The sequence below is a fragment of the Kribbella sp. NPDC055110 genome, assembly GCF_053607525.1.
This window is the reverse complement of record NZ_JBSGTS010000003.1, coordinates 92669-110158: the sequence shown is the minus strand read 5'-3', so window position 1 is coordinate 110158 and position 17490 is coordinate 92669. Positions and strand designations below refer to the sequence as shown.

The 17490-nt window shown below is 68.0% G+C and carries 17 protein-coding genes; 8 read left to right on the top strand and 9 right to left on the bottom strand.

Features of this window, described 5'->3' with window-relative positions:
• Position 1 precedes the first annotated feature (1 nt).
• The 4 genes from ACWF0M_RS06530 to ACWF0M_RS06515 are packed head-to-tail and all read left to right on the top strand — an operon-like array spanning position 2 to position 4438.
• Entirely contained in the window at positions 2–1054 is a 1053-nt protein-coding gene (locus ACWF0M_RS06530; RefSeq protein WP_452234596.1) for an aldo/keto reductase, read from the top strand.
• Positions 1051–2055, top strand: coding sequence for an aldo/keto reductase (locus ACWF0M_RS06525; protein WP_452234595.1), 1005 nt, complete (start codon positions 1051–1053; stop codon positions 2053–2055). The genes ACWF0M_RS06530 and ACWF0M_RS06525 overlap by 4 nt, the downstream gene beginning before the upstream one ends.
• Positions 2052–3110 carry an LLM class flavin-dependent oxidoreductase gene (locus ACWF0M_RS06520; RefSeq protein ID WP_452234594.1) on the top strand — a complete coding sequence of 353 codons (1059 nt, stop codon included), beginning with the start codon at positions 2052–2054 and terminating at the stop codon, positions 3108–3110. The genes ACWF0M_RS06525 and ACWF0M_RS06520 overlap by 4 nt, the downstream gene beginning before the upstream one ends.
• On the top strand, positions 3107–4438 hold the full coding sequence (locus ACWF0M_RS06515) for an NtaA/DmoA family FMN-dependent monooxygenase (protein ID WP_452234593.1): 1332 nt from the start codon (positions 3107–3109) through the stop codon (positions 4436–4438). The genes ACWF0M_RS06520 and ACWF0M_RS06515 overlap by 4 nt, the downstream gene beginning before the upstream one ends.
• A gap of 6 nt (positions 4439–4444) precedes the next feature.
• Here the strand turns inward: ACWF0M_RS06515 and ACWF0M_RS06510 are convergent, their stop codons facing one another.
• The 8 genes from ACWF0M_RS06510 to ACWF0M_RS06475 form a co-directional block, all read right to left on the bottom strand.
• Positions 4445–5869 (bottom strand): SidA/IucD/PvdA family monooxygenase, encoded by a 1425-nt coding sequence (locus ACWF0M_RS06510; protein ID WP_452234592.1) that lies wholly within the window; start codon positions 5867–5869, stop codon positions 4445–4447.
• Between the two features lie 117 nt (positions 5870–5986).
• On the bottom strand, positions 5987–6628 hold the full coding sequence (locus tag ACWF0M_RS06505; RefSeq protein WP_452234591.1) for a choice-of-anchor M domain-containing protein: 642 nt from the start codon (positions 6626–6628) through the stop codon (positions 5987–5989).
• Positions 6625–7269, bottom strand: a complete 645-nt coding sequence (locus tag ACWF0M_RS06500) for a choice-of-anchor M domain-containing protein (RefSeq protein WP_452234590.1) — start codon at positions 7267–7269, stop codon at positions 6625–6627. Before ACWF0M_RS06500 ends, ACWF0M_RS06505 begins: the two co-directional genes overlap by 4 nt.
• Positions 7270–7279: 10 nt before the next feature.
• Entirely contained in the window at positions 7280–8146 is an 867-nt protein-coding gene (locus ACWF0M_RS06495) for an anchored repeat-type ABC transporter permease subunit (protein ID WP_452234589.1), read from the bottom strand.
• Positions 8143–8889 carry an anchored repeat-type ABC transporter ATP-binding subunit gene (locus ACWF0M_RS06490; protein ID WP_452234588.1) on the bottom strand — a complete coding sequence of 249 codons (747 nt, stop codon included), beginning with the start codon at positions 8887–8889 and terminating at the stop codon, positions 8143–8145. Before ACWF0M_RS06490 ends, ACWF0M_RS06495 begins: the two co-directional genes overlap by 4 nt.
• Positions 8886–9686, bottom strand: coding sequence for a choice-of-anchor M domain-containing protein (locus tag ACWF0M_RS06485; RefSeq protein ID WP_452234587.1), 801 nt, complete (start codon positions 9684–9686; stop codon positions 8886–8888). Before ACWF0M_RS06485 ends, ACWF0M_RS06490 begins: the two co-directional genes overlap by 4 nt.
• A complete protein-coding gene (locus ACWF0M_RS06480) occupies positions 9683–11305 on the bottom strand; it encodes an anchored repeat ABC transporter, substrate-binding protein (protein ID WP_452234586.1) in 1623 nt (540 codons plus the stop codon). The genes ACWF0M_RS06485 and ACWF0M_RS06480 overlap by 4 nt, the downstream gene beginning before the upstream one ends.
• Entirely contained in the window at positions 11302–13125 is a 1824-nt protein-coding gene (locus ACWF0M_RS06475) for a TIGR03773 family transporter-associated surface protein (RefSeq protein ID WP_452234585.1), read from the bottom strand. The genes ACWF0M_RS06480 and ACWF0M_RS06475 overlap by 4 nt, the downstream gene beginning before the upstream one ends.
• Before the next feature lie 271 nt (positions 13126–13396).
• Here ACWF0M_RS06475 and ACWF0M_RS06470 point away from each other — a divergent pair, with 271 nt between their 5' ends.
• The 4 genes from ACWF0M_RS06470 to ACWF0M_RS06455 all read left to right on the top strand — a co-directional run bounded on the left by ACWF0M_RS06470 (position 13397) and on the right by ACWF0M_RS06455 (position 16481).
• Positions 13397–13828 (top strand): Fur family transcriptional regulator, encoded by a 432-nt coding sequence (locus ACWF0M_RS06470; protein WP_452234584.1) that lies wholly within the window; start codon positions 13397–13399, stop codon positions 13826–13828.
• A 93-nt stretch (positions 13829–13921) separates the two neighbouring features.
• Positions 13922–14806, top strand: coding sequence for a metal ABC transporter solute-binding protein, Zn/Mn family (locus ACWF0M_RS06465; RefSeq protein WP_452234583.1), 885 nt, complete (start codon positions 13922–13924; stop codon positions 14804–14806).
• A 2-nt stretch (positions 14807–14808) separates the two neighbouring features.
• Complete coding sequence (locus tag ACWF0M_RS06460; protein ID WP_452234582.1) at positions 14809–15633, top strand: metal ABC transporter ATP-binding protein; 825 nt, start codon at positions 14809–14811, stop codon at positions 15631–15633.
• A gap of 5 nt (positions 15634–15638) precedes the next feature.
• On the top strand, positions 15639–16481 hold the full coding sequence (locus tag ACWF0M_RS06455; protein WP_452234856.1) for a metal ABC transporter permease: 843 nt from the start codon (positions 15639–15641) through the stop codon (positions 16479–16481).
• On the opposite strand, the gene ACWF0M_RS06450 is transcribed toward ACWF0M_RS06455, so the two are convergent.
• A complete protein-coding gene (locus tag ACWF0M_RS06450) occupies positions 16462–17433 on the bottom strand; it encodes an NmrA/HSCARG family protein (RefSeq protein WP_452234581.1) in 972 nt (323 codons plus the stop codon). The genes ACWF0M_RS06455 and ACWF0M_RS06450 overlap by 20 nt on opposite strands.
• Between the last annotated feature and the right edge of the window lie 57 nt (positions 17434–17490).

The window sequence follows — 17490 nt, the reverse complement described above, 5'->3', positions numbered from 1 at the left end:
CATGACACTCAACCGCGTCCTCGGCCGCACAGGCGTTCTCGTCCCGCCGCTTACTCTGGGGACGATGAACTTCGGGCGCTGGGCCGAGGAGGACGACAGCATCGAGATCATCCACGCCGCCATCGATGCCGGTGTGACCGTGCTCGACACGGCAGATGTCTACGGCAACGGGCGCTCCGAGGAGATCGTCGGCAAGGCGATCGCGTCGGCTTCGACGCGACGTGAGGACCTGTTCCTGGCCACCAAGTTCCACGGTCAGGTCGGAGACAACCCGCAGCACGCTGGCAACAGCCGGCGCTGGATCACGCAGACCGTCGAGAACAGCCTGCGCAGACTCGGCACCGACTACCTCGACCTCTATCAAGCACACCGACCCGACCCGCACACCGACCTGCTCGAGACGCTGCAGACCCTCGACGGCCTGGTCCGCTCCGGCAAGATCCGGTACTACGGAACCTCGGTGTTCCCGGCGCACCAGTTGGTCGAGGCGCACTGGCTCGCCGAGAAGCACGGCCTGATCGCGCCGCACACCGAGCAGGTGCCGTATTCGCTCCTGGTCCGTGGTGTGGAGCGCGAGGTGTTCCCCGTTGTCCAGAAGTACGGCGTGGGCGTGATCAGCTACGGTCCGCTCGCGGCCGGGTGGTTGTCCGGAAAGTATCGTCTCGGCGGCGAGCAGCCGGCCTCGGCCCGCGCGGACCTGATCGCGGGCCGGTTCGACATCTCGCTCGACCGCAACCAGCGCAAGCTCGCGGCGGCCGACGCACTCGCCGACGTTGCCGAGGGCAACGGTCTCACGCTCGTCCAACTCGCGATCGCCTTCGCGTTGAACCACCCGGCGGTCAGCAGCGTGATCATCGGCCCGCGCACGCGGGAACACCTGGATGCTTATCTCAACGCGGTCGACGTACAGCTGAACGACGAGCTGCTCGACCGGATCGACGACATCGTCGACCCGGGGACGCAGTTCCTGGAACGCGACACCGGCCGGGACACCCCTTCGCTCCAACCCGGCGCACTGCGCCGGAACCACCCGACTGAGAGGCACGACCGATGACGACCTACAGCGCCGACGCGACGCGGTACGAGACGTTGCCCTACCGCCGTACCGGCTCGTCCGGTCTGGTGCTGCCGGCGGTCTCGTTCGGTCTCTGGCAGAAGTTCGGCACCGACTACGCGTACGAGACGCAGCGCGAGATCATCCTGCACGCGTTCGACCTCGGGATCAGCCACTTCGACAACGCCGACCGCTACGGACCGCCGCACCGCGCCGCGCAGAAGACGTTCGGTCGGGTACTCGCCAAGGACCTCGCGCCGTACCGCGACGAGCTGATCCTCGCCACGAAGGCCGGCAATCCGATCGGCCCGAGCCCCTATCTCACCGGCGGTTCGCGCAAGTCGATCCTCACGTCGCTCGACCACAGCCTGCGTGACCTGGGCACCGACTACGTCGACATCTTCTATCACCACAGCCCGGATCTGCAGACGCCTCTGGAGGAGAGCGTCGGTGCGCTCGTCAGCGCGGTGCAGCAGGGCAAGGCGTTGTACGTCGGTATCAGCAACTACCTGCCGGATCGCGCGCACGCCGCGGCCGAGCTGCTCCGCGAGGCCGGCGTACCGCTGCTGATCCACCAGACCCGCTACTCGATCTACGACCGGCGTCCCGAACAGAACGGTCTGCTGGAGACGGCCGACCAGGACGGGTTCGGCCTGATCGTCTACAGCCCGCTCGCGCAGGGGCTGCTGACCGACAAGTACCTCGACGCGATTCCCGATGGCGCACGCGCCCAGAACAGCACGTTCCTCTCACCCGACGTCATCGATGACACCTATCGACGCCGTACGACGGAACTGAACAAGCTGGCCGAATCACGCGGGCAGTCGCTCGCCCAGCTCGCCCTGCAGTGGGTCCTGCGCCGCGACGAGGTCACCTCGGCCCTGATTGGCGCAAGTTCGACGACCCAGCTCGACCATAATCTGCAGGCGTTGAGCTTCCTGCCGCTGACGGATGACGAATTGGCTCTCGTGGACGAGCACGGCACGGGACTGAAACTGTGAGCGAGGCTGTGACGGCTCGACGGATCGGGGCAGGGACCGACGACGGCCGGCCGTTCCGGTTGGGCTTCCTGTTGCACCTCGACAACGACAGTGCGCCGGCGGCGGCGTACCGGCAGGCGATCGAGCTGTTCCGGGCTGCTGAGGAGCTCGGGTACGACTCCGGGTGGGTCATCCACCGGCACTTCCGGCAGGGCAACGAGCACGTGTCGGCGCCGCTGGTGCTGCTGGCCGCGATCGCCGAGCACACCAGCCGGATCCACCTCGGCACCGGCGTGTACGTCCTACCGCTCGAGGACCCGCTGGTCGTCGCCGAGGCGGCCGCCACCCTCGACGAGCTGAGCGGCGGACGGCTGCAGTTCGGTGTCGGCTCGGGCCCGTTCCCCGGTGCCTGGGAAGCGTTCGGCAAGAGTCTCGACGATCGCCACACCCTGTACGACGCGGGCGTGACAAGCCTGCACCGCTTGTTCTCCGGTCATCCGTTGAACAGCCTCGGCGAGGTACTGCACCCACCGGCCCGCGAGCTGCGCCGACGGTTGTGGCAGGCAACCTCTTCCGATCCGGCGGTCGCGATCACCTCCGCTCAGGCAGCAGGCCGTGCGGGAGACGGGTTGCAACTTTCCCGGGCCACGTCGTTCAACCGGCATCAGACACCTGAGCGGCAGGCCGAGATCGTGGCGGCGTTCCGGGAAGCCCACGCTGCTGAGCACCCCGGCGTCACTCCACGATTGCAGGTGTCTCGCGCGATCTACCCGCATCCGGATCGCGCGGCGGCTGTGGCCGCCGTAGCCCCGGGAGCCGTCCGATGGCAGTCGTGGATCGCCTCGCGCCGCGGCCTGCCTGAGCTGACTGTCGAGGAGTTCCTTGTCCAGGACAACGCGCTCCTCGGCCCGTCGGACGGGATCGCCGAGTCCTTGGCCGCGGATCCCGCACTGGAACACGTGACCGACCTGCTGGTCAGTTTCGTCCCTGGGGTGCCGCCGGTCGACGAACATCTCCGATTGTTGCAGGCGGCAACTGATGTGGCGCGGCGGCTCGGCTGGCAGGAGGCCTCATGACGTTCCATCTCATCGCTTCGCTCATGACGCCCGGTCATTTCCGGGGCGCCTGGCGGTTGCCGGACGCCGACCCGAACGCGTACCTCGACATCGACTACTTCCGCGGACTCGCGCGGATCGCCGACGACGTGGGCCTGGATGCCATCTTCCTCGGCGACGCACCGGCGCTCGGTCCGGAGGTCGCCGTCAACCCCGGTACCGGCATCGATCCGCTGATCCTGCTCGGTCACCTGGCGGCCGTGACCGAGCGCGTCGGCGTACTGATCACGAGTTCCACCAGCTACAACTCGCCGTACAACCTCGCTCGTCGTTTCCAGGCCCTCGACCTCGTCACGAAGGGCCGGGCGGCGGTCAACCTCGTCACGACGTTCGCGCCGGCCGCGGCCGCGAACTTCGGGTTGACCGAGCCGATGGAGAAGGAGACGCGGTACCGGCGTGCGTACGAGTTCCTCACGGTCGTACGACGGCTGTGGGACAGCTGGGACCGCGGCGCGATCATCGCCGACAAGCAGACCGGCCGGTACGCCGATCCCGCGCTGATCCACCCGGCCGACCATCGCGGCGAGTTCTTCTCGGTTGCCGGGGCGTTGCCGGTGCCTGGTGAACATCCGGTGGTCGTGCAGGCGGGCGGGTCCGAAGGCGGGCTCAGACTGGGCGCGGAGCTGGCTGATGTGATCTTCACGGTCGCGCAGACCGAAGCCAAGGCGGTCGGCTTCCGCGACGACATTCGCCGGCGGGCAGTCGCTGCCGGGCGCGGGCTGGACGAGGTCAAGGTCTCGCTGGGCGTGATCGTCCTCGTCGGCGAGACCAAGGAGGATGCTCGCCGACGGGCCGACGAGCTGTACGCGACTCTGGCGATCGACGATCTGGCGCGTGGCGTGCTGACCGCGCTGGGGTTGCCGGATCGCGACCTCGACGAGCCGATCCGGTTCGACGAACTGCCGGAGATCCCGGTGGCCGAGGCTGGTTCGGTCGGGTTTCAGGTCAGCACCCGCGCGCTGCTGGCCGAGCGGCCGCTGTCGGCGCGGGAGCTGGCGCGCCACGCGCCGGGAAGCGGCCATCGCCTGCTGATCGGTACCGCGTCGCAGATCGCGGACGACCTCGAGTCCTGGTGGCGCGCCGGCACCGCCGACGGCTTCACGATCATGTACGCCGACACCGCCGTCGACTTCCCCCGCTTCGCCCGCCTGGTCGTTCCGATCCTCGTCGAACGAGGCCTCTTCGCCCCAGCCAAGACCGGCACAACCCTCCGCGACCGCCTCGGCGTCACCCCCTGGACCCAGAACCGCCCTGCTCGGGAGCTGCGTCGGGTGGCCGGGGCCGGGTGAGTGGGGTCAGCGGTCTGCTGGGACCAGGTCCACTCGCCAGATTGCGTGGTCGTAGGCGGCCCGTAGCGACTCCGGCTTCGGTGGCGCCGGAGTCGCCGGCGCGGGGAGATGCTGGTCCTCCAGGAACAGGTCTCGGCCGATCGCGTCGACCAACCGTGGGATCCCGGTCGCCAGGCTCTGTACGTCGCCGACCGGGATCCCGAAGCTGAGCCCCGCCGCCGCCGAGAACACGTGGATCCGTCCGGCCCACGCCGCCGTACCGGCATGCTTCTCGACGAGCTCGTAGCCGTCGCCTAGGTACGGGAAACTGCCGAGCGACTCGTCCGCCAACTCGCTCGGCGGCTGGTACCGATCGGCCCACAGCGCCACATGATCCGCGATCTCGGCCAGCTCCGGACGCGTGTGCGGGTCGTACTGATATCCCGTACCGGCGATGACGAAGTCGAACAGGTGCGAACCATCGGCCGCGTCGACATGCACCTTCCCGCCGGCGACCCGCGCATCGTGCCACGGCGCCGACAGATGCACCCGGAACCCGCCGAACGCGGCCGCACGTTCCACCGACTCCAGCGTGCAACTGCGCCCGGCCCGGGCCGCGGCGACCTTAAGACTCCAGCGGTCGGCGTCGCTGCGCCGGTGGAAGTTCTCCCGCGCTCCCAGGCCCTGCGGCGAGCCCGCGCCCGGGGCCTGGACCATGAGCTCGGGACGCCGCGTGAACAGATGCACCTCGCTCGCACCCGCCTCGAGCGCCGCACCGGCCGCATCGAGAGCCGACGCGCCCGCCCCGAGCACGCCGACACTGCGACCGGCCAACGCCGCGAAGTCGATCCGATCACCGGTATGAGCGGCGAACTCGTTGGGCAGCCCCACGAACGGCGCAGGTAGCACCGGCCCGCCGGTGCCCTCGACGCCGTTCGCCAGCACCAACTTCCGAGTGGTCTCGACAACCTCGTCAACACGACCGTCCGGACGAGTCACCGCGAACCGCAGTACCAGATGATCCTCGGCAGGCGTGACACCGATCAGCCGCGTGTGGTGGCGGACGGCAACCTCCACCGTCCGCTCGAACCACGCGACGTACTCGGCCCACGCCGTCCGCGGGATCCGCGCCAACTCGTCGTACGCCGCCTCGCCGTGCAGGCCCTCGTACCACGCCCGGAAGCTGAGCTCCGGGAATCCGAACTCCGGCTCCGGCCAGGCCTTCGGAGTCCGCAACGTCCGCATCCGCGCCGTCGTCGTCCACACCCCGGCCTCCCCGGGAGCCGCGGCGTCGACAACAGTCGCCCGCCCGATCCCACCCCGCCGCAAGGCGAACCCGATCCCGAGCCCCGACTGTCCAGCACCCACGACCACCGCATCGTGATCGAACCCCGTAGTACGCACCCAGTTCGCCGGCGTCGGACCGAAGTACCGCAGCAGTTGATCGCTCACAACGCCAACCTTAAGTCTACTAGTTGAGTAGACATTCAGTAGTCCGCATGCTGGCGCGGCGGGACATCGCGCGCTAGGACCTGGGACGCGTCGCGCGCCGCGTCCCAGGTCGCAGTGTTACGGCTGGACCGCGAAGTTGTAGGTCTTCTGGCCGGTGGTGATCGCGGTGCCGCCGGAGGTGGTGGCGGTGACTTCGAAGACGGCGGTGTAGGTGCCGGCGGCTTCGAAGGCCCAGTTGGCGTGGGCATGGGTGTTGATCGCGATCGACCGGGTGTCCGGAAGGCCGTTACCGCTGTCGAACCAGATCGTCGGCGTGCCGAGCGAGCTGGTCGTGTAGACGCTGACGTCGGCCGGTCCGGTGACAGAGACGAGCTTCACCGTGACGGCGTTGCCCGACAGCACCCCGCTCGGGACATCCTCGGTGTTGAACCCGGGCCAGACGATCCCACTCGCCTGGGTCTGCGGGAGGATCCACACCGGGGATCCCGGCGTACCCAGGAACGAGTACGCGGAGTTGGACGGGACGGTGGTCTTGCTGGCCGATACAGCATTCAGTACGACGTCCGCCGGGTTGCGGTCGACCGCCGGCGTGACCGTGCTGTCGCGGAGGTCGAGCGTGAGTGCGGACCCGGTCCAGTCGACGTCGATCGCGTCGACGTGACCGGACGAGATCGTCGTGGCCGCGTGGGCCGGGGCGACGGTGAGGACTGCGGCCACAAAGCCGGCGATCAGGCTGCCGGCGAGCCGCCGCGTCTTCACAGGCCCACCTTGAAGCAGTAGGTGGCGATGCCGGAGGTGACGTGCTTGCCGGTGGCGGCGAGCGTGCCGCTGACCCGGACCTTCAGCGTGTAGTACCCGGGTGCTTCGAAGGCCCAGTTGGCGTGCAGATGACCACCTGCCGTCGTGTTGATCGTGTCGGGCAGGCCGTCGCCGCTGTCCGCGAGGACCGTCGGTGCGCCGAAGGCGTCGGTGGTGAAGATGCTGACGTCTGCCGGGCCGCTGACGCCGACGACGTCGACCTTCAACGAGTCACCCGCGAAGACACCGGGCGCGATCTCCTCGGCGCCGATGCCTGGCCAGAGCAGCGAGGGGTCCTGGACCTGGGGCAGTACCCAGGCGCGGCTTCCCGCCGTACCGAGAAAGCGGTACGCCGGATCCTCGGGTACGGCGATCTCCGACGAGGGCTTCGCGACGAGCTCCACCTCGGACGGGGAGTACTCGACGCCGTGCTCCTCGTCATGGACGTGCACGTCGAACGCGCCGTTCTCGTAGGCGATGCCGACGACGTCGACATGGCCTTGGTCCAGCACAACTCTTGGTACCGCATCGGCCGGCGCTGCGACGCCGGCAAGCGCGAGAACTGCCGCGATCGGCAGAATCACGCGGAAAGGCTTGCGCATGAATTTCCTTTCAGGGTTGGACGGATTGCACCCGAGCCGCCGCTGGGCCGCGGCGGGAGAGCAGGCCGTGCCGGGGTGCGAACACCCAGCACGCGATGAACACCGCGGTCGCGGTGAGCACGATCAACCCGCCGGCGGCGAGGTTGAGCGCGTACGACAGATAGAGGCCGGTGAGCCCCGAGAGGGCGCCGATGAGTGGCGCGAGCAGCATCATCACGCCGATCCGGTCGGTGAGCAGCCGCGCACAGGCGGCCGGGGTGATGAGTAGCGCCAGTACGAGGATGTTGCCGACGGCCTGGATCGAGATGACGATCGCGACGGTCACCATCGCGTAGAGCGCGAGGTCGAGCCAGAAGATCGGCAGGCCGGCGGATCGTGCGGTCTCCCGGTCCAGACCGACCGTGACGAACTCCTTGTGCAGCGCACCGGTGATCAGCAGCAGGGCCGCGCCGGCGACCGCGACGGTGATCACGTCACCGCTGCTGATTCCGAGCACCGAACCGAACAGGAAGGATTCCAGCGATCCGCCGTACCCGGGCGCCGTGCTCATCACCACGATGCCGAGTCCGAACGCTGCCGCGAAGAACACACCGATAACGGTGTCCTCCTTGAGACGGCGGTTCTGGGCGAACACGGCGACGGCGAGTGCGGTGACGAGCCCGGCGACGATGCCGCCGAGGACGAGGCTGGTCTTGAGTACGAACGCGATCGCGATGCCGGGGAAGACCGAGTGCGCGACCGCGTCGCCGATGAACGCCATGCCGCGGAGCGCGACGTGGGTGCCGATCACGCCGCAGACGACTCCGGACATGAGTACGACGAGGAACGCGCGCTGCATGAAAACGTGTTCCCAGGGCTCGGTGAAGAACTCGATCATCGGGCAACTCCCAGGCTGTGCAGCAGTTGCTCGGACCGTGCGACCCCGAACGCCCGCAGCCAAACGGCCGGGTCCCGTAGCTCGTCCGGTGAACCGTCGGCGACGACTGCGCCGTTGAGCAGGCACAACCGGTGACAGGTTTCCGCTGCGGCCGGCAGGTCGTGCGTGGTCATCAGGATGGCTGTGCCCTCCGCTGTGAGGCTGCGGAACAGCTGGGTCAGGATTTCCTGCGTCGGTACGTCGAGACCGGTGAACGGCTCGTCGAGCAACAGGAGTTTCGGCCGCAGGGCCAGCGCCCGCGCGACGAGCACTCGTTGCCGTTGGCCACCAGACAGCTCGCCGATGGGTCGCCGGGACAGGTTGGTGAGGTCTACTCGTTCGAGAGCTTCCTGTACGGCGCTGCGATCCTCGGACCGCGGCCGTTGTAGCCAGCCGATGCGATGCGTCCGGCCGGTCATCACCGCCGTACGGACCTGGACGGGGTAGTCCCAGACGAACTCGTGCCGCTGTGGCACGTACCCGATCGTGCCGCGAGCCTCGGACGGTGTCCGGCCGTCGATCTCGATCCTGCCGGTTCTGATCGGCAGCAGCCCTAGGAGTGCGCGGAGGAGTGTGGTCTTGCCCGCGCCGTTAGGGCCGATCAGACCGACGTGCTCGTGGGCGGCGACGTCGAGGTCGACGTGATCGAGGACCTCGCGGCCGGCGAGATCCACGCCGAGGTTGGTGATGTGCAGGATGGTCATCGGCGTCTCCTGATCACGATGACGGTGGTGGTCACGAGCAGGACGACGCCCGTGCCCACGGCGAACCACCACAGCTGGACACGGTCGTCGGGGGCCTGCGCTGTTCCTTGTGCCGCGTCTTGTCCCGCGTTCTGTCCTGCGTTCTGGGCGGCGTCCTCTGCGGCGGACGCCGCGCGGGCGTCTCCGTCGCCGGCGTAGATGCGCAGCGTCCGGCGGTCGGTGACGTGTTGCCCGTCGGTGAGCTCGGCAGTCATCGCGACGTCGAGCAGGTAGATGCCTTCGGCATCGAAGGTCCAGTTGCCGTGGACGTGCGTGTTCACGTCGATCCCGGTCTCCTGGGGTAGCTGCTTGCGACTGTCGAAGACCGCTGACGGCTTCCCGAAATCCGAATTCAGGAACAGCGTGAAGGCGCCCGGTCCGCGCATCTTCTCGAGCGTCCACGTCACCTCGCGGGCGACCCGGCGGGCGACCTCGGGGTCCTGGGTGTTCCAGCCCGGCCAGACGATTCCGTCCTGCTGCACCTGCGGGATGACCCAGATCGACTGTCCGGGCTTGCCTAGGAACTGGTAGGCCGGGTCGTTGGGAACGGCGATCCGGGCTCTGCTCGTCGCCTGCAGGACGACGGTGTCGAGCGGGCGCCAGGTGGGTGCGGCCGTGGTGTCGTCGCGCAGCTGGATCGTCCAGTGGCCGTCGACGAACCGCGGACCCAGGTCGACGTGACCGTTGCTGATGACAACTTGTTCTGCAGGTGCGGTGACGGGTGCCAGTGCAAGGATCAGGGCGGCGAGGAGCTTCATCGGGTTTCTCCTAGGCAGCGCAGCAGTTCGTCGGCGTTGTGCTGCATCATCGCGACGTACGTACGGGCGTGTTCGTCGAACGAGTCGCCGTACAGCGAGCAGACCCGAACGCCCTGGTCGTGCGCGACCTGGATCAGGACGGACGCGCGCTGGGCGAGGTTCGGCTCGGTGAAGACGGCCGGCACCTTGAGGTTGTGGATGGTGTCGGTCAGTTTCCGGACCTGCTCGACGCTCGGTTCCTGCGCCGGGTTGGGTACGACGAATCCCGCGACGGACATGCCGTACGCCGAGGCCATGTAGCCGAAGGCGTCGTGAGTCGTGATCAGCTGCCGCCGGTTGGTCGGGATCCGGGCGAGCGTCGTACGGACGTAGTCGTCGAGCTCGCCCAGTCGACGCAGGTAGGCCGTGGCGTTGTCCTGGTAGACCTGTTTGCCGTCGGGGTCGGCGGTGACGAGGGTGTCGCGGATGAGCTGCACGTAGGCCTTGGCGTTCGCGACGTCCTCCCACAGGTGCGGGTCGATCTCGCCGTGGACGTGCTTTCCGAGTACGGCCTGGGGGAGTTGATGGATCTGCGTTCCGGGCTTGCCGAGGAATGCGAACCGCGGGTCGTCCGGGACCGGAACCAGCGCCTTGTTGGGTACGTCGACGACCACGCGCCCGGCCGGGACCTGGGACTGAGGGGCACCGACCTTGTGCGCGTTCGAGTAGGCGTACACCTGGCCGGAATCCAGGTCGACCGTCAGGTCTGTGTGCCCCTCGCCGAGAACCGTCGCCGTGCCGCCGTCGGCCGGCTTGACGGTGTGCGGTTCGACGCCGACGGCGAAGGTGAACGTCCCGAAGCCCAATGGCTGCAAGGGTTTGCCGTTGCCGTTGTCGAGACTCCCGGTCAAAGTCAGGTGGTAGATGCCGGGCTTGGTGAAGGCCCAGTTCAGATGGGTGTGCGCGGCTGGTGGCAGCGTCGTGCTGTCAGCGGGCCCCAGGCCGTCGGTCGAGTCGAAGTACTTGTCCGGCTGTCCGAGCGACTCGGTCAGGTAGGCGACCAGTTGGCCAGGGCCGTCGAGCTTGGTCGCGGCGAGCTTGACGGAGCTCGTGCGGGTCGCGCCACGGGCCTTGCCGGTACCGCGGACGCGGAGGCCGAGCCAGAGCACATCCAGCCCGATGTTCTCCACGAGCGGGATGACGTGAGCGCCGTACGACTCCGCCGCCTCGGCCAGCGAGACGTTCGGGGCGTCCTTGCCGGCGTTCGCGTCGATGGTCTTGATCAGCGACTGCGGCTCGAGCAGCAGATGGTTCGTGAAGGTCACGTCGGCCTTCGCGACCCGCTTCGCGTCGGCCGGAGTCGGTTCGTAGGAGTGCGGATCACCACCGGCCGGCACCAGAGACGACGCGTCCACGCGGTCCCCGCCGACCTGCTGCACGAGGTCGGCAAGGATCTCCGTGGTGGTAACGACGTTCAGCCGACCGTCATCCCCACCAGCTGCCTGCCCGGAGCGCCCCGCGAGAAGAACCGCTGTCGCGGTCGCGGCAGCGATCCAACGGCGCCCCGGGCGGACAGGCAGGAGCAGGAAATGTGGGCGGACCGGGCGGGTAGGGGCCGTCGGCGTGGTGTGCGGGTTCATCGGGGGCTCCGGCGGGATGCGACGAGCAGGACGACACCCAGTACGGCGAAGACGGCGGCGGCGCCGATCCACCAGAACCCGACCGATCCACCGGTCATCGCCAACTTGCAGCCTCCCGCATCGTTTGCCGTCTGACTTTGTGCACGGTTCGACCACGAATCGGCGCCGAGAATGGTCGAACGGTGCACAAAGTGGCTGCTGCCGTCCGCCGAGCGGGCTCCGCCCGACGCCCCGACCTCGAACGTGAGGGTGGCGGTGTCCGTGGACTGTTTGCCGTTGGCAAACGTCGCGGTGTGCGTGAACGTGACCCGATAGGTGCCGGCCTTCGTGAACGCCCAGTTGCCGTGGGCATGCGTTCCGAGCGGGATGCGGTAAGTGTCGGGGAGGCCGTCACCTGAGTTGAAGATGACCTTCGGTTGACCGAAGGAGTCGAACTCGAAGACGGCAACCCGGCCGGGGCCGGTCACCTTGTCGAGACGCCAGTCGACTCCGCCGCCGTACACCTGTGCAGCGTTCAGCTCCTCGGTGTTCCAGCCGAGCCACACGACGCCGTCCTTCTGCGTCTGCGGGATCTGCCAGATCTGCGTACCTGCCGCGCCGAGGAACGAGAACGCGCCGCCAGGCACCGTCGTACCGGCCGGTGAGCCGAGCCGGACGATCACCGACCCCGGGTCACGCCAGACCGGATCACCGCCCTTGGTCCCGTCCTTCAGGCGCGAGGTCAGCGCTCCGTTCTCGATCCGTACGGCGTAGTCCGCATGGCCGCTGGTCAGCGTCGTCGAGGCCGGCACCGTCGTACCGGGCGATCCCGTCGCACCGGCTGAGGTCGTCGCACCCGGCGAGCTCGTCGTACTGGGTGAGGCCGTCGTACCGGCCGACGTTGTCCCACCGGCCCTTGTCGGGTCCCCGGTGGGCGACTGGGTCGTGATGCACGGCCGGAGTGTCGATTGCGCGGGCGACGCCCGGTGCGACTCGTCCGAAGCCGTGGTCGGCAGCCGGGTCGGCGCGGTGGTTCGCGGGGTGATCCGGGCTCTAGTTGGTGCCGGGGTAGGGCTGACTGTCGGGCGGGTGGGTGGTGGCGTGGTTGTCGGGGTGTTGCCCGGCGTGGGAGTGGTCGGTGTGGTGGTAGGCGGCGTGGTGGTAGGCGTGCTCGGAGGAGTCACCGGCGGCGTGCCCGGTGTGCTGGGTGGCGTGGTCGGCGGACTCGTGGGTGGAGTGGTGGGCGGAGTGGTCGGGGGGCTCGTGGGAGGTGTGGTCGGCTGCTCGTATGGGCCGACGACGAAGGTGTACTCGACCGGCCCGGACGTGACGGGCGCACCTGCTGCCGTGGTCGCCGTCGCCTGGAACCTGAGCTTGTAGGTGCCCAAGGCACCAAATGACCAGTTGGCATGCACATGCCGCCCGACCGCCTGGTGCACCGTCCGGTACGTCGGATCGACCGAACTGAACAGCCGCGGGACCGCACCGCTGAACGCGTCGTAATTGAAGAACACCTCGACTGCCCCGGGTCCTTCGGCGCTCACCAGCGTCAGGTCGACGACATCGTCCTTCAGCACACCGGCGGGGATCGCCTCGGTGTCCCATCCCGGCCAGATCAGCTCGGGGTCCTGTGACTCCGGCGCGATCCAGACGGTGGAACCCGGCGTACCGAGGAACGCGAACGCCGGCGCGTCCGGAACCTCGAGCCTGGCTGCACCCCGGTCCTCCAGGTTGAAGATCAGGCCGGCGGGGTCGGCTTCCCGGACATCGCCGGTTCCGATCCGGGTCAGGAGCTGCAACGAGGTGCCGTCGTACGTGGTGTGCAGTACGTCGGTATGCACAGCCTGTAACACCTCTGGCGGAGTCGACGCGCTGACCGGCGAACTGAGCCAGAGCGGCAGACCTCCGAGGAGCAAGGCGATCAGGGCAGCGAGACGCGATGGAGCGTGAGTGGCGGTCACAGCCGGGCACTCTATCTGAATCGACAATCATTTTCATTAGACTGTCCTCGCACTCACCGTCGTGGCGGGTAAAAGTCGGCCGTTGATGGACATGGAAATCGTGTTCATCTACGCTGCCGGTGACCCTGTGGCGACGGGAGGAGGTGGCGCGGTGGAGCAACGCTCGCCGCTCGTGGCGACCGGCCTGCGTCGGACCCGGCAGCGCATGGCGATCTTGGCGATCCTGGCCGACAGCCGGGAGTTCCTGTCGGCGCAGGACCTGCACCGGCTGCTGGATTCCGCGGGGATGCCCATCGGGTTGACCACGGTCTATCGCGCGCTGCACGACTTCGAGCGCGTCGAGTTGCTCGATGTCATTCGCGACGACGCCGGTGAGCGGTACTTCCGTCAGCGGGTCGCCGCGGAGCATCGGCACTACCTGATCTGCCGGCGCTGCGGGCTCAATCGACCCGTCGATACCGAGGTCGTCGAGCGCTGGGTCGAGCAGCTTGCGGACGACACCGAGTTCGCCGAGGTCGAGCACACCTTGGAGCTGGTCGGGGTGTGCGTGGACTGCAGGACTTGTGCTGACGGCGAATCATGATAATGATAACGGTTGTCATTTCATCCGCTCGAATGTCAGGTTGGTCAGCTCGTGAACCGCAGACTGCTTGCCCTGCCCGCTGCCGTCGCCGCCGTGACCGTGGGACTGTACGGCTGTTCCTCCGGCGACTCGCAAGGGGCGTCAGGGTCCTCTCCGGCCGCCGCTGCCTCGATCAAGGTCGTGGCCTCGACGAACGTCTGGGGTGATCTCGCCGGCGCCGTCGGCGGCGACAAGGTCCAGGTGACGTCGATCATCAGCAACCCCGACGCCGATCCCCACGAGTACGAGGCCAACACCCGCAACCAACTGTCGCTGTCCGAGGCCACGGTGGTGATCGAGAACGGCGGCGGGTACGACGACTTCATCGACCGGATGCTGAAGAGCGCCAAGAACAGCTCGGTAACCGTGCTGAACGCAGTCACGATCTCGGGCAAGAAGGCCGCCGGCGGTGAGGGGCTCAACGAGCACGTCTGGTACGACTTCCCGACGGTCGCGAAGGTGATCGACCAGCTCGAGCAGACGTACGCGAAGGCTGACCCGAGCAACGCAGCGACGTTCCAGCGCAACGCCGACGCCCTGAAGCAGAAGGTCGACGGTCTCGTGCAGCAGGAAGCCACTCTGAAGCAGAAGTACGACGGGCAGCCCGTAGCGATCACCGAACCGGTGCCGGTGTACCTGCTGGACGCCGTCGGATTGCAGAACAAGACTCCGGTCGCGTTCAGTGCGGCGATCGAGGAGGACACCGGCGTACCGGCCAAGGTCCTCAACGAGACGCTGCAGCTGTACAGCAAGCACGAAGTCAAGCTGCTCGCGTACAACGCGCAGACGAGCGGACCGGAGACCGAGAAGGTGCTGGCCGCGGCGAAGCAGAACAACATCCCGGCTGTGCCGGTGACCGAGACGCTGCCGGCAGGCAAGGACTACGTCGGCTGGATGTCGGCGAACCTCGCGGCGCTCGGCGTAGCGCTGGGCCAGTGATCATGAGTTCTACCGAACCTCTGCTGACGCTGGAGCATGCCGCGCTCGGGTTCGGATCCCGCATGCTCTGGGACGACCTCGATCTCGAGGTCCGGAGCGGCGAGCTCATCGCCGTACTGGGCGCCAACGGCTCCGGCAAATCGAGCCTGCTGAAGGTTGTCCTCGGCCAGTTGCGACTGCGGTCCGGCAGCGCCAGGTTTCTGGGTTCGCCGGTACGACGTGGGGATCGGCGGATCGGCTACATACCGCAGCAGCGGCTGGCCGAGGACGGGCTCCCGCTCCGCGGCCGGGACCTGGTGGCGCTCGGCGTCGACGGGCATCGGTGGGGTGTCCCACTGCCCTCACGTCGGCGCCGTCAGCGGGTCAATCAGTTGCTGTCGTCGGTCGGAGCCGAGGCGTACGAATCCGTCCCGGTGGCCTCGCTGTCAGGTGGTGAACAGCAGCGGTTGCGGATCGCCCAGGCATTGGCGGCCGAGCCGCGGCTGCTGCTCTGCGACGAACCACTCCTGTGGCTGGACCTGCCGCACCAGCGGCTCGTCAGCGACCTCGTCGACGGCGCCCGCCACCGGCTCGACCTCGCCGTGTTGTTCGTCACCCACGACATCAACCCGATTCTCGACAAGGTCGACCGGGTGCTGTACATCGCCAACAACCGTTTCCGGATCGGGACACCGGACGAGGTGATGACCAGCGAGGTGCTCAGCGACCTGTTCGACGCGCCCGTCGACGTGATCCGGCACCGGGGCCGGATCCTGGTCGCCGGCGTACCCGATCATCAGCCGTATCACCATCCAGATCTCGTCGAGCGTGAGCAGGTGCCGCGGTGATCGGGCTGGACTCCGTCGGCTCCCTCTGGTCCGAGATCTTCAACTTCTCCGGCTACGCGCAGTTGCTGCCCCTGTTGAAGAACTCGGTGATCGCCTGTGTCGTGCTCGGGATCATGGGCGGCCTGATCGGCGTGTTCGTGATGACACGCGACATGGCTTTCGCGGTCCACGGCGTCAGCGAGCTTTCCTTCGCCGGCGCCGCTGCCGGCCTGCTCCTCGGCGTCAGCGTCGTCGCCGGTGCACTGGTCGGCTCACTCGTGGCCGCCCTGCTGATCGGCATCCTTGGATCCCGGGCCCGGGACCGCAACTCTGTCACCGCGGTCCTGATGCCGTTCGGCCTCGGTCTCGGCATCTTGTGCCTCGGTCTCTACCACGGTCGAGCGGCCAACAAGTTCGGCCTGCTGACCGGCCAGATCGTGGCGATCGACGACCCGCAGATCAAGTCCCTGATCATCATCTCCGCCGTGGTGATCATCGGCCTGGTTCTGGTCTGGCGTCCGCTGCTCTTCGCCAGCACCGACGCGGACGTGGCGGCCGCCCGCGGAGTCCCAGTAGGCGTCATGTCCCTTGTCTTCATGGCCCTGCTAGGACTCGCGGTCGCGGTCTCGGTGCAGATCGTTGGAGCGCTCCTGGTGCTCTCGCTCCTGGTCACCCCCGCGGCCGCCGCGCTCCGCGTCTCCGCCTCTCCGTTTCGTGTGCCCCTGCTCAGCACACTCTTCGCCCTCCTCGCAGCAGTCGGCGGAGTCCTCCTGGCAGCCGGCAGCTCCCTCCCGATCAGCCCCTACATCACCACCATCTCCTTCACCATCTACCTGACCTGCCGCGCCATCAGTTCTGCGAGGCTTTGAGTTCGTCGCGGTGGGTGTCGAGCCAGGTTGCGAAGGACTGCAGGGCCGGGTTCAGTTCGCGGACCTCCCCCAGGTCGCGCGCACCGGTGAACTCGTCGTGGTTTTCGGCGTAGAACTGGAACATGTTGGCCATTTCGACGGCCATCGGGAACGGGTAGTCGCGGTACTCCTCGAGGGTCGGGGAGTGGTAGGTGACCTTTTCGCCGAGGGCTTCGGTGAGGGCGGCGGCGTACTGGTCGCCGGTGAGGTGGTCGCCGGCGACGCTGACGGTTCGGCCGATCAGGTCGGGGCGCTTGAGGATGGCGAGCGCGCTGCGGCCGATGTCGTCGGAGGCGATACCGGACAGGCGCCGGTCGCCCATCGGCAACGTGATCGTCAGGGTGCCGTCGGCGTTCCGGGTCGGCGGCATGGCGGTGACGAACGCGTCGAAGTAGAACGTGGTCCGCAGGAACGTCGTCGGTACGCCGTACTCGGTGAACAGCTCGTCCGCCTCGCCCTTCGCGTCGAAGTGCGGGACCTTGTAGCGCCCGTCGTCCAGGCTCGGTACGTCGTCGCGCCCGGCGAAGAACGGGCGCGTGTCCTCGAGCGTCGACCAGACCAGATGCTGTACGCCGGCGTCGCGGGCGGCCCGCGCGGCGATCTCGGCCTGGGCGAGCTCCATCTCGGCGCGCGTCCGGGCCGCCTCCTCGTCCGCGGTCAGCGGCGCCCAGTAGTTCGTCACCACGAAAGCGCCGTACGCGCCGTCGAACGCGGCCCGGATGCTCGCCTCGTCGTTCAGGTCGGCGGCGACCACCTCGGCGCCCGCGGCGGCGAGGTCCTTCGCTGCGCCGGAGTCCGGGTTCCGGGTCAGCGCGCGGACGGCGAACTCGTCGGACGGATCCGCCAGGATCGCGCGGACCAGCGCGCCGCCCTGTGCTCCGGTGGCTCCGACGACGGCGATCAGCTTGCTCATATCGTTCACTCCTCGAGAAGTTAGGTTGATGTGTCAACCTGACCGATCGTAACGCGA